Source organism: Acinetobacter sp. 1000160 (assembly GCF_000588715.1).
In the GTDB taxonomy this organism is placed as follows: Bacteria; Pseudomonadota; Gammaproteobacteria; order Pseudomonadales; family Moraxellaceae; genus Acinetobacter; species Acinetobacter courvalinii.
Genome location: NZ_JFWP02000003.1, coordinates 443,808 through 456,083, shown reverse-complemented (window position 1 = coordinate 456,083; position 12,276 = coordinate 443,808). Strand labels below are relative to the sequence as shown.

Genomic DNA, 12,276 nt, shown 5'->3' with positions numbered 1-12,276 from the left:
TGCTTCTCTCAACCAAAAACCCATGGTCAATTTGCCCATGTTTAGGAGATTAATGTAATGAGTTTTCCTCAAGTCGAATTAAACACCAACAAAGGTCGTATTGTTCTTGAGCTTAACGCTGAAAAAGCACCAAAAACGGTTGCAAATTTCTTAGAATATGTACGTGACGGTTTCTATGACGGCGTAATTTTCCACCGTGTGATTGATGGTTTTATGATCCAGGGCGGTGGCATGGACGAAAACTTCAAAGAGAAAGCAACACGTGATTCAATCGAAAACGAAGCTGACAACGGCTTAAGCAACGATGAAGGCACAATTGCAATGGCGCGTACTCAAGCTCCGCACTCTGCTTCTGCTCAATTCTTCATTAACGTTAAAAACAACTCGTTCTTGAACCACACGGGTAAAACAGCTCAAGGCTGGGGTTACGCTGTATTCGGTAAAGTCGTTGAAGGCATGGACGTTGTTGAAGCAATTAAAGGCGTTCGTACAGGTAACCGTGGTTACCACGCTGACGTTCCTTTAGAAAACGTTGTGATTGAATCTGCTAAAATTATTTCTGAATAATAATCTCTCCTGAGTAGCTTCGCTACGCAGGTCCCTCTTTGTTAAAGAGGGATTTAGGGAGATTAAAAAGGATAAAAATGTGACCTATCTGTTTATCTCAGATTTACACTTGTCACCTGATCACCCTCGACTCGTTCGAGGGTTTTTGGCTTTACTGGACGAATACAAGAATAAAAATACCCAGCTCTATATTTTAGGTGACTGGTTTAATGCCTGGATTGGCGATGATTACACTGCTCCGTGGCTGGATGAAATTGTCACTGCCCTACAATCCTTTTCTGCTGCTGGTAATCAGATTTACTTCCAAGTCGGTAATCGTGATTTTGCCTTAGGCCAAAAATTCTTGGACCAATTCAACGCTATTTTACTGCCCGATGTTTATGCCCTTGAAATTAATCACATTAAATTTCGACTTGAACATGGCGATGCCTTATGTACCGATGATGTGGCTTACCAGCGTTTCCGCAAAGTGATTCGTAATCCAGTGTTATTAGGACTCATAAAACGAACGCCGCTCAGTTTCAGGCAAAAACTTGCCAACGGTTTCCGCAAAAAAAGTAGTGCAACCAAACAGCTCAAAAGTTACAACATCATGGATGTGAATGCTCAAGCCGTAGAATCTGTGATTGAACAGGTTGATTATTTAATTCATGGTCATACTCATCGTCCTGAAATCCATCAACTGCAAAATAAGCAGCGTATTGTATTAGGCGACTGGCGTGAAGATACAGCTTGGATCTTAGAGCTCAATCCACAAGAAAATTATCAATTAGATTTTAAACAGTGGAATTATTAAGTATTTAACTAGCTTGCTTACTAATATATCTATTTCTTATTTCTGTACTTTTTAATGTTTAAATTCATTTCAATCCTCGCGCGATATTTGGTCTTAATCTTCTTACGCTTGATCAGCGTTTTAGTCATTCTGATCAAGCGCATATACGACTTAAATCGATATCAAAATCACATTTAGCTACTTTCAGCGACAGTGAGATCAAGTAAAATAAATGAAACTTTTAATTGAGTGAATGACGGATGGATACCTTAGCTACAGCAAAAACACGTTATGCAACCAAAGCTTATGATGCAGAGAAAAAAATTCCAAAACAGCAATTTGAAAAGCTTTTAGAAATTTTACGTTTCAGCCCTTCTTCTGTGAATATCCAGCCGTGGCATTTTCTGATTGCTGAGACAGATGAAGCCAAACAACGTATTGCATCAGGATTGACGGGCAACTATGTATATAACGCGGCCAAAGTGCTTCATTCTTCACATACTTTAATCTTTTGTACACGCACTGATATCTCGGCTGAGTATTTAGAACAGTTATTACAACAGGATGATCTCAGTGGCCGTTTTAAAGATGAAACAGCCAAACAAGGTCAACGCACGACACGTGAAGGCTATGTCGAGTTTTATCGTAATGAACTGAAAAATCTGCCTGCCTGGATGGAAAATCAGACCTATCTGGCATTAGGACAATTACTTTTTGCTGCAGGTCTGGAAGGCATCGACGCCACCCCAATGGAAGGTTTTGACCGTGATACTATCAATCAAGAATTTGGATTAACCGAAAAGGGTCTAAAAGCCTCGGTCATCGTGGCGTTGGGTTATCGCAGTGACAGTGATTTTAATGCCAAACTGCCTAAATCACGTCTCCCTGATGACGTGATTTTCACGCGTTTATAAGCATTCAAAAAAGGGAGTATCTTTACTCCCTTTTTACATCATGGCTTTTGCCAGACAAAGTACCGCAACAATACCACTGACCAAACCAATCCATGTATAAGCCTGTAAACGTTCTCTAAAGAAGATCACACCACTCAATACACCTAATATCACCACCAGAATATTCATACCCGCAAAAACAATGGCAGGTGTTTCCTTGAACAGCATATGTGCCTTGACATATAAAGCGATATTGGCAAAATTCAGTACACCGAGCACTAAACCCGTGAAAATATTTTTAGGCTGCCAATTTGGCTGTGTAATCGCGATATATGCAATTGAAAGGATAAAAGCACCAATAAAGGCAAGATTCAGCGTAACAGCCGATTGAAGCCCCAGACTACTGCTATATTTAAGCAGCACATCAATTGCAGCATAACCCGCCCAGACACTGAATAAAAACAACGCAGATTTTAAATTGATGCCTTTACTGGCCTGCTCCGTAGCCTGACCAATAATAATGGCTAAAATTGCAATGATTCCTAGAACCACACCAATCAATTTGATCTGACTAAACTGCTCCCCAAAAATAAAATAAGCGGCGAGTAATGACAAAATCACCGCAAGTCGCTGCGCAATTTCTGTTTTAAGAATCCCTGCGAATTGCAATGATTTTGCCAGACATAGAAAAATACTCGGCAATAGCACAGCAAGCACTAAAATCAGCCACCAGGGTGTGTGATTGAAAGAAATATGGGTAAGATCGGTTTTAAACCAGTAATAACATAAAATGCTTGCACTTAAATAATTCCATGCAATCATTTGAAAGACATCGAATCCCTTGGCTTTCAGGTATTTCAATACAATCGAGACGAGAACACTACAACATGCCGCAGCAACAATCATTTCCATAATATTTATTCTAGCTTTTTAAAACACAAAAAAATGCCAGTCGATTAAAAGACTGGCATTTTCTTAAAGATCATCGATCAATTAACGATTATTTTCGTCTTCTTGACCATCTTCAAATTTAGTTTCGCCATCGAAGCCACCTTGATGACCACCGCCGAAGCCGCCTTGACCACCGAAGCCGCCTTGACCACCGAAGCCGCTTTGACCGCCACCGAAGCCACCTTGACCACCGAAGCCACCTTGACCGCCGAAGCCGCCTTGACCACCGAAGCCACCTTGACCACCGAAGCCACCTTGACCGCCGAAGCCGCCAGTAGAACCTTGACCACCGAAGCCACCAGTAGCGCCTTGAGCCGGGAAGCCACCTGCAGCGCCTTGAGCACCAGCTGGACGTGGGTTACGCGCAGGAACAACTGTAGAAATCGCGTGTTTATAAACCATTTGGCTTACAGTGTTCTTCAATAAAACGACATATTGGTCAAATGACTCAATGTGTCCCTGCAATTTGATACCGTTTACAAGGAAAATAGAAACTGGAATACGTTCTTTACGGAGAGAATTTAAGAACGGATCTTGTAAAGTTTGACCTTTAGACATTTTTAACTCCAAAAAATTTTTAAATCAGCGCAAAAAAACTATCTTTATTTTTCAACTAAAAATTATTAAAAAGACAGCTTGCGAATTTTGCTTTATCCAAAGAAGTTTCGCAAGTCTTCTTTCGCCTGCTTTATCGTCACGTAAGTTTTAAAATCGTGTATTTCTTGCAAAGAACGTAACCAAGTGTATTGACGTTTTGCTAATTGCCTTGTAGCAAATAGCGCTTTGTTCTCCATTTGTACTTTATTTTCGAGACTCAAGTCACTTTTTAATAAAAATTCTAAAGCTTGACGATAACCGACAGACCGCATCGATGGTAAATCCTCATTTAAATCGTATTTTTCAATCAACCCCTCTACTTCATTCAAAAAACCCATATCCCACATCTTGCGCAATCTTTGCTCAATGCGTTGATGTAATTCTAACCGATCTGGCATCAATGCGTAGTTATGAAATGTGTAACGATATGGTTGATTTTTAGGTTGTTCAGCTTGTAATTTTGTTATGGGTTGACCAGTAATTCGATACACTTCCAGTGCCCGAATAATCCGCTGTTTATCTGATACTTTAAACTTTTGTCCCGCCACAGGATCGACTGCAACCAGCTCATCATAAACCGCCTGCCAGCCTTCCTGCTCTGCTTTAGAAGTGATTGCATCGCGTATACTTTGATCTGCATTCGGTAAATTATCAGCCAGCCCTTCCAGCAAAGACTTAAAGTACAGCATGGTTCCACCCACCAGAATCGGGGTCTTGCCACGCGCATGCATATCATCAATCAATGGACAAACATCTTCCACAAATTGTGCTGCGGAATATACTTCTAATGGCGTAATAATATCGATTAAATGATGCGGATACTGCTCCTGCTCTTGTTTGGTCGGCTTGGCAGTACCAATGTCCATATCTTTATAAACTAGAGCCGAGTCCACCGAAATCAGCTCATAATTACCACGCTCGTAAAGTTCACATGCCAATGCGGTTTTACCACTTGCGGTAGGCCCCATTAAATTGATCACGGGCAATTGATTTGACATGTAAAACTACTCTCCTCGAGCAAATAATTTATCTAATTGATGCAATGGAAACGCGCGCCAGGTTGGACGACCATGATTACATTGACTGGCGAATTCGGTCTGTTCCATTTGACGTAATAAGGCATTCATTTCTGACAGGCTCAATTGCCGATGGGCACGTACTGCCCCATGACAGGCCATGCCTGCCAAAAGCTCATCACGTTTTTGCAATAAACCTCTCGCCTCATCATTGGGGTCCAGATCATTTAATAATTCTGGAATCAGATTAGCAAAGTCAGCCTTGTGCAAAATCGCAGGAACACCACGTACAATCACCTGCTCATCACCATATTGATCTATTTCCAGCCCTAAACGTTGCAATTGCGGCTGTAGATCCTCGATCCGCGTCGCCTGCATCCGGGTGATTGAGACCACCTTCGGAATCAACAATTGCTGTGAGGTCCAGAATTCGGGTTTATCCCATGCCGATTTCATCTGTTGCAACAGAATTCGTTCATGTGCGGCATGCATGTCTACAATAATCAAGCCTTCAGTATTTTGGGCCAGAATATAGATGCCATGTAGCTGTGCGATTGCAATACCTAACGGAAACTCATCCACTCGAGATGACATTGCTTGATCATCTGTTACTCCCCCTTTATCAAAGGAAGCTGGGGGAATTTGCTCATCATCACGCAGCGGTGCCAAATAGGTTTTCAAGGCATTATTCAATTGTGCCGAACCGTTATATTTGGGTTGCTGAGTTTGGGCTGAATTGTACTGTACCGCCTGGGGGCGACTCTGATGAAAGTCGGTCAACAAATCGGTCGACACCTCGGCAGGCTGAGCGGCCTGTGGTGCAGCTTCTACAGCGGCACGATGCAGATTAAATTGTTCCTGATATTTTGGCTGTGGTGGAGCACTGAAGTTATTCTCTGCCCCATCTGTTTTCATGGCCTGTGCCAGATCAGCGGTTGCCGTCTGGAATTGCGACAAAGTTGCTTTGGCATAATGTCGGACAAACTCATGCACTTCACGCTGGTTCAGAAAACGGATTTCATGCTTGGTCGGATGCACATTGACATCAATATTTTCGGGATCAACTTCCAAAAATAACAGATAGGATGAATGTTGATGACCATGCAAAATACCGTCATAGGCCATACGTAAGGCATGCGAAATGGTCTTGTCCTTCACAATACGACCATTCACATAGACATATTGCAAATCGGCCTGTGCCCGCGCATCGGATGGATGTCCTAGCCAGCCAGACAAACGCATATTAATACTATCCGAATCAATCCAGTAGGCATTCTGGATAAATTGCTGTCCCAATAATTGCTGCACCCGCTGATAACGTAATTCGCCACTATCCGCGATCGGCAGGTTTAAACGGATATTATCGTTATGTTCCAGTACAAATCGGATATCGAAATGGGTTAAAGCCAGACGACGCACAATTTCTTCAATATGATTATATTCTGTGGTTGGTTTTTTTAAGAATTTACGGCGTGCAGGCACATTAAAAAATAAATCCTGCACCCGAATATGCGTCCCTTTCTGGGCCGCCACCGCCTGAATCTGCTGATGATCAAACGCTGTCCCATTCACTTCAACCTGATAGCCAACACCCTGCTCATCCTGACTGCTGGTCAAGGTCAAACGCGATACGGCTGCAATCGAAGCCAAGGCCTCACCCCGAAAGCCCAGACTCACAATCGCATGTAAATCATCTGCAGTCTGAATTTTGCTGGTGGCGTGTCGCATCACGGCTAAAGGTAAATCTTCCGGATGAATCCCGTTACCATTATCAATGATTTCAATCAGGGTTGAACCACCCTGGGCAATCCGGATAATCAGTTCAGTTGCGCCCGCATCAATCGAGTTTTCTAATAATTCTTTGACCACTGATGAAGGACGTTCAATAACCTCACCCGCTGCAATCTGGTTGGCTAATGCAGCATCAAGGGTATGAATACGACGGGTTGAATCATGCGCCATTCAATTGTTCCTGCAAAATTTGAATTAAAGATTCTGATTCTGTAGTTAAGGTGACAGACCGGGTCAATTCATCCTCTGATTTTTGAATATCAATCACGATATCCGGCTTTGGAATCTCATCGCCACCTTTGGATGGCCATTCAAACAGAAATAAAGCATCGGGCGTTTCCAGATAATCACGAATCCCCATCAATTCCAATTCATAAGGATCATCCAGACGATAAAGATCGAAATGGAAAATTTCTTTACCCTGAATGGTATAAGGTTCAACCAGCGTATAGGTCGGACTTTTTACCGAACCCTGATGACCAAGATTTTGTAAAAAATAACGGGTAAAGGTCGTCTTGCCAGCACCCAGATCGCCAATCAAGTAAATAATGCCTGAATGCACATGCTGAGACAGGATGCGTGCAAACTGTTGAGTGTCTTGTTCATGATTTAAGTTAAATTTCACTGAATATGACATGGCAAATAGAACAAAATTGGGATGCTGGCTATGATAACATTGCCCTGCTTCAAAGCCTAATCCATAGAAAGAAGTTGCTACTTTTTAAAACAACTTCTAAATTATTTTCTGAGGAAACTGTTGTGGAAGAACATCGGATACTCATTTCGAAATTTACGCATCAGCTTTTTTTATCCATTGGGAAACCTTTTGAAAAAACAACTGAGCTAGAAAGGCAAATTCTTGCGAGTTTTAGTTTCGGTGCCATTCATGCCCAATGTTTTTTAAATCAACTACCCGCTTTAGAGATTCATAAACTCGCCATTTTTATTTTGACTGCAGAATTTAAATATCCCCCTCAACAAGCTAAAGATTTCGTAGAGCATCTTATTCAAGTTGCTAGCGACAAAGAGCTTCACCCGACCACTCATGCAATCATTCATAGAGGAATTGATGGACACAGGCAATTCATCAATTCTGATTATGTCAATCTAAGCAATAACATCAACGGTATACTTACTCTGATTTGCCCTTAAAATGCGCATCTTGATTTTTAAGGGCATAATTTAACTCAATGAATAAATTCTCAAATACAGATTTTACTCCGCCACTGATCGACGGCGTGAGTGCCAGTAAAGTTTTTTTACCTCATGATGGTTGTGCAAATACCATTTTTGACTATCTCTGCCAGCATTTTCCTCATATCCAGCCAGAAGAATGGCAACAACGCTTTGCCGATGGGCTAATCTATGCAGCAGATGGCACAAAACTCGGTATCGATAGTATTTACACGCCCAATACCCACATTTTTTATTATCGGTTTCTCGTACACGAAATTCATGTGCCCTTTCAGCATGAAATCTTATTTGAAAATGAAGAGTTGCTGGTGGTCGATAAACCGCACTTCCTCACCATGACGCCAACTGGACAATATGTTCAGGAAACACTTTTGGTAAGATTAAAAAAGCAGACAGGTTATGCTGAGCTCACGCCCATTCACCGACTGGATCGCGAAACGGCGGGGGGGGTTTTTTTTTTCAAAACACCTGCAACCCGCGGCATTTATCAGCAGCTTTTTGCCGAACGCCAAGTTCAAAAGACCTATCACGCGATTGCGGATTATCGAGCAGAACTCAACTTTCCGCAGAGCTTGCAATTGCATCTGGAAAAGGGAACGCCCTTTTACACCATGCAAATTAATCCCGATAAAACTCCGAATACGGAAACACTGATCGAGTTGCTGGAACATAACCAGCACCTTGCAAAATATCTGCTCAAACCGACAACAGGAAAGCAGCACCAATTACGCGTCCATCTCAACTCTCTGGGCATTCCCATCTTAAATGATCCGTTTTATCCAGTGGTTGCACATAAAACAGATGATGATTTCAGCCATCCATTACAGTTGTTGGCCAAGGAGATTCATTTTGTTGATCCGGTGTTACAACAGCAAATGCACTTCAAATCCAATTTCGAACTGACATTGTAGATACACCGTAATGACAAAAATTCTATTTTTTCACCTCAAAAATATTGAAATTACATTGCAATGGTTTAAAATACATGACGATAACTAAAAATATGTGGTTACATTTTTTATGCGTAAAACAGAAGTTTATCAGGTTCGCCTCGATTCTCAGGAAAAGAAACAGGCTTTTGCCGTTTTTAAGCAGTTGGGTATCTCCCCTGCTCAGGCCGTTCGTCTTTTCTTTAAACAGGTTGTCCTGACCAAGTCGATTCCTTTCGCAATTGAAAACCAGAACATTAATATGGAACAATTGCTTAAGCTACGTAAATCCAAAGCTGCTGCATCTGCCGAAAATCCGTCTGCAATCGAGATTGAGGATGATCATGAAGATCTATTCGAAGAGCTAAATGCACTATTGGGTGAAAGTGACAAAACTTAACAATGTTGCATTTATAAACAAGTTTTTATTTTTTAAGCTGAATTTTTTTCGCTATTCTGACAGTCCAAATAAAATTATAACCGTAAGGATGTGCTGGAATGATTGTTAAGGGAGCCACAAAGGAAGATCTTCATCAACTTGCTGTCTTGTTTGACGAATACCGTCAATTCTACGGTGCCTCATCAAATCTTGAACAATCTTATCAATTTCTCAAGCAACGTTTTGACAATAAAGAAAGTGTCATTTTCATTCATGTAAAAGACGATGTTATTACAGGTTTTGTTCTACTCTACCTTGCTTTTTCTTCGGTGGCCTGTGAAACCTATTATATTTTAGATGATGTTTATGTCACCCCAAGCTATCGTAAACAGGGTTCAGCCAAACAACTGATTGATACTGCCATCCTTTTTGCACGCCATGAAAATGCGCTACGGATTAGTCTGGAAACTCAAAAAAATAATTACCAATCCCATCGTCTCTATGAACACATGGGATTTATTCAGGACAATGAATTTAAGACTTATCACTGCTTCTTGAAGTAATTAATCTTCTACCACAATATTTTGACTCAACTGTTTTTGCTCAGCACTTAAATACATCCATTCCCCTTCTGGCAGCTCAGGCAGTTCAAGTAAACCCACTTGATGTCGGTGTAATGCTTCAACCTTATTCCCTACGGCAGCCAGCATTCGTTTGACTTGATGATAAACGCCTTGATGAATGGTCATGCTCAACTGATGTTCCGAAAATAATTTAACATCCGTTGCAGCAAAGATTCCTTTTTCATTTCGAAGCTCCACACCCTGCTGCAAGCCCTGAATTTGCTCAGGTGTGATCGGATCTGTGGTAGTGACATGATACACCTTAGGCACATGTTTGCGCGGATGAGTCAAGGCTTGTAAATATTGCCCATCATCAGTCAAAAGTAACAGACCTGTCGTGTCCTGATCCAGCCGCCCCACACACTGAATACCTCGATGCAGTAAAATTTCAGGAAATAAACTGAATACACTTTTATGATGTGTAGTCTGATGTGAGCATTCATAGCCCTGCGGTTTATTCAAAACCAGATAAACGTGCTCACGATATTGATATTCTTCACCAAACACCTGAAACAGCAACTGATCGGTATTGATATTCTGTTTGGGATTATCACAAATCTGTTGATCGATCTGGACAGAACCATTTTTAATTAACTGCTGGCAATACTTACGTGAACCAAAGCCTTGAGATTGCAAAATTTTTTCCAGCAGCATATCTACATCCTAAACCAAACTTTTGCTATTGTACCTGATTAGCACAAAGCCCGTTGTTCATTGCTTACTCATTCTTTATTTTTATAATTTATTCACAATTTCTTCACTTGTAATAGAACCCATACAAAACCCTCGTGAAATACTCTCAATCCAGATATTGCACTCCATAATTTCACTAAAAACTCTTGTTACATTTGTCCCAAGCAAAAAGAATACTGTCCAAAAGAATGGATAAGGAGTTTCATCATGAAAGCAAATATGTGGTTATGTAGCGTTATCTTGGCAACCTCGTCAATGGTGACTGTGGCACATGCAGACAATGCAACCCGCGTTGCGGCAACTTCAGCGTTAGGCAGTGTGGTCGGTACCGCATTAGGTAAACAATTTGGTGGTGATACCGGTGCCATGATTGGCTCGGCTATTGGTGGTGCTGGTGGTGCAGCTGCATCCAGTAATAAACGTAACCGTACCGAAGCTGCCATTGGTGGTGGTTTAGGTGGCGTCGGCGGATATACCGTAGGTCGTAACATGGGTGGTTCCAACGGCGGTTATATTGGTGCAGCCTTAGGTGCGGCTGGTGGCGCAGCGCTCGGTCAAAAAGTTGGCCAAGATCGTGATGAAGACAGTCGCTATGACCGCCGTTATGACAATCGTCGTTCTTATGATGATCGTCGTTACTATAATTCACGTCATAACTATCGTCATGATAATGGACGCCATCGCGGCTGGTACAAAAATCGTTAATCCAATTGGTTTCTTATTCGCTTTACCTTTTATAGCACCTTCGGGTGCTTTTTTTATGGGCTGAAACAATATATCGAACAAATTCGATATACAAACTCAAACTTATATCGTAGTATTTCGATATATAGTTTTGAGATGTAATGATGAAAACACTACAAGATATAAAGTTCTCTATTCTGGAATTAGCTCCTGTTAGAGATGATAAGAGTATTGAATTTTCACTACGCCATGCTTTAGAGCTTGCACAGCATGCTGAAAAGTTAGGCTATGAACGTTTCTGGTTGGCAGAACATCACAATATGGATGGGATTGCCAGTTCTGCCACAGCGGTTTTATTAGGTTTTATTGCGGCAAACACTCAAAACATCCGTTTGGGTTCAGGCGGGATCATGCTGCCCAATCATGCACCATTGGTGGTGGCAGAACAATTCGGCACCTTGGCAACACTTTATCCAGATCGTTTTGAACTGGGTCTGGGCCGTGCACCGGGCACCGACCAGATGACCATGCGCGCATTACGTCGAGGACGTCAGGAAACAGAGGATCAATTTCCGCAAGATGTGCAGGAAATTTTACAATATTTTAAAGCACCGCAACCGGGTCAACGAATTATTGCAACGCCTGGGCAAAATACCCATGTACCAGTCTGGTTACTCGGTTCAAGTTTATTTAGTGCGCAACTGGCAGCCAAGCTGGGACTGCCCTACTCATTTGCTTCGCACTTTGCCCCAAGAATGTTAGGTCAGGCCATCGATATCTATCGGGATAATTTCCAGCCTTCTGAATATCTGGATCAACCTTATGTATCGATGGGTGTCCCGACCGTGGTTGCCGAAACCGATGAAGAAGCTCAACATCTGGCAACCAGTTCTTATCAACGGATCTTGAACCTGATCCGGGGCCACAGCCTGAAACTCAAACCACCCATTGCATCGACTCAAGGTCTGGCAAACAGTTCTGAGCAACTTGCCATTCAGAATTTCTATGCCATGGCGCAAATCGGTTCAGCAGAAACAGTGAAAGCGGGTTTAAATAAAATTGCCAGTCAATATGAAGTAGATGAGTTTATTTTCACCTGTGATATTTACGACACCCAGAAACGGTTAGAAAACTTTAGCCTGTTGATGGACCTTAAAAACAGCTAAATGGCTATCTGAAAGTAA

General features: G+C 41.8%; 15 protein-coding genes. 9 read left to right on the top strand and 6 right to left on the bottom strand.

The window, feature by feature from the left end; genetic code table 11:
• The first annotated feature begins 57 nt into the window (after window positions 1-57).
• From J699_RS10210 to nfsB, 3 genes are all read left to right on the top strand, one after another.
• Complete coding sequence (locus J699_RS10210) at window positions 58-567, top strand: peptidylprolyl isomerase (RefSeq protein ID WP_005229682.1); 510 nt, start codon at window positions 58-60, stop codon at window positions 565-567.
• A 79-nt stretch (window positions 568-646) separates the two neighbouring features.
• Window positions 647-1,363 (top strand): UDP-2,3-diacylglucosamine diphosphatase, encoded by a 717-nt coding sequence (locus tag J699_RS10215; protein WP_032867317.1) that lies wholly within the window; start codon window positions 647-649, stop codon window positions 1,361-1,363.
• A gap of 239 nt (window positions 1,364-1,602) precedes the next feature.
• Window positions 1,603-2,256 (top strand): oxygen-insensitive NAD(P)H nitroreductase, encoded by a 654-nt coding sequence (gene nfsB / locus J699_RS10220; protein WP_032867321.1) that lies wholly within the window; start codon window positions 1,603-1,605, stop codon window positions 2,254-2,256.
• A gap of 33 nt (window positions 2,257-2,289) precedes the next feature.
• On the opposite strand, the gene J699_RS10225 is transcribed toward nfsB, so the two are convergent.
• The 5 genes from J699_RS10225 to tsaE all read right to left on the bottom strand — a co-directional run bounded on the left by J699_RS10225 (window position 2,290) and on the right by tsaE (window position 7,227).
• Window positions 2,290-3,147, bottom strand: coding sequence for a DMT family transporter (locus J699_RS10225; protein ID WP_032867323.1), 858 nt, complete (start codon window positions 3,145-3,147; stop codon window positions 2,290-2,292).
• An 81-nt stretch (window positions 3,148-3,228) separates the two neighbouring features.
• On the bottom strand, window positions 3,229-3,744 hold the full coding sequence (hfq, locus tag J699_RS10230) for an RNA chaperone Hfq (protein ID WP_005229674.1): 516 nt from the start codon (window positions 3,742-3,744) through the stop codon (window positions 3,229-3,231).
• 92 nt (window positions 3,745-3,836) lie between these two features.
• Complete coding sequence (gene miaA / locus J699_RS10235) at window positions 3,837-4,781, bottom strand: tRNA (adenosine(37)-N6)-dimethylallyltransferase MiaA (protein ID WP_032867327.1); 945 nt, start codon at window positions 4,779-4,781, stop codon at window positions 3,837-3,839.
• Window positions 4,782-4,787: 6 nt separating this feature from the next.
• Entirely contained in the window at window positions 4,788-6,761 is a 1,974-nt protein-coding gene (gene mutL, locus J699_RS10240) for a DNA mismatch repair endonuclease MutL (RefSeq protein WP_032882805.1), read from the bottom strand.
• A complete protein-coding gene (gene tsaE / locus J699_RS10245) occupies window positions 6,751-7,227 on the bottom strand; it encodes a tRNA (adenosine(37)-N6)-threonylcarbamoyltransferase complex ATPase subunit type 1 TsaE (protein ID WP_032867332.1) in 477 nt (158 codons plus the stop codon). Before tsaE ends, mutL begins: the two co-directional genes overlap by 11 nt.
• Between tsaE and imm48 the strand changes: the two genes are divergently transcribed.
• The 4 genes from imm48 (at window position 7,221) to J699_RS10265 (ending at window position 9,655) form a co-directional block, all read left to right on the top strand.
• Window positions 7,221-7,742 (top strand): Imm48 family immunity protein, encoded by a 522-nt coding sequence (gene imm48 / locus J699_RS10250; RefSeq protein ID WP_228131907.1) that lies wholly within the window; start codon window positions 7,221-7,223, stop codon window positions 7,740-7,742. The two genes, tsaE and imm48, sit on opposite strands and share 7 nt — an antisense overlap.
• 38 nt (window positions 7,743-7,780) lie before the next feature.
• Window positions 7,781-8,695 carry a pseudouridine synthase gene (locus J699_RS10255; RefSeq protein WP_032882804.1) on the top strand — a complete coding sequence of 305 codons (915 nt, stop codon included), beginning with the start codon at window positions 7,781-7,783 and terminating at the stop codon, window positions 8,693-8,695.
• A gap of 109 nt (window positions 8,696-8,804) precedes the next feature.
• Window positions 8,805-9,113, top strand: coding sequence for a type II toxin-antitoxin system RelB/DinJ family antitoxin (locus J699_RS10260; RefSeq protein WP_005229661.1), 309 nt, complete (start codon window positions 8,805-8,807; stop codon window positions 9,111-9,113).
• Between the two features lie 98 nt (window positions 9,114-9,211).
• On the top strand, window positions 9,212-9,655 hold the full coding sequence (locus tag J699_RS10265; RefSeq protein ID WP_032882803.1) for a GNAT family N-acetyltransferase: 444 nt from the start codon (window positions 9,212-9,214) through the stop codon (window positions 9,653-9,655).
• Here the strand turns inward: J699_RS10265 and J699_RS10270 are convergent, their stop codons facing one another.
• On the bottom strand, window positions 9,656-10,369 hold the full coding sequence (locus J699_RS10270) for a pseudouridine synthase (protein WP_032867343.1): 714 nt from the start codon (window positions 10,367-10,369) through the stop codon (window positions 9,656-9,658). It lies immediately after the preceding gene.
• Between the two features lie 246 nt (window positions 10,370-10,615).
• On the opposite strand from J699_RS10270, the gene J699_RS10275 reads away from it, so the two are divergent.
• A complete protein-coding gene (locus J699_RS10275; protein WP_005229653.1) occupies window positions 10,616-11,113 on the top strand; it encodes a glycine zipper 2TM domain-containing protein in 498 nt (165 codons plus the stop codon).
• A 143-nt stretch (window positions 11,114-11,256) separates the two neighbouring features.
• Window positions 11,257-12,258, top strand: a complete 1,002-nt coding sequence (locus J699_RS10280) for an LLM class flavin-dependent oxidoreductase (protein ID WP_162137919.1) — start codon at window positions 11,257-11,259, stop codon at window positions 12,256-12,258.
• Window positions 12,259-12,276 lie beyond the last annotated feature (18 nt).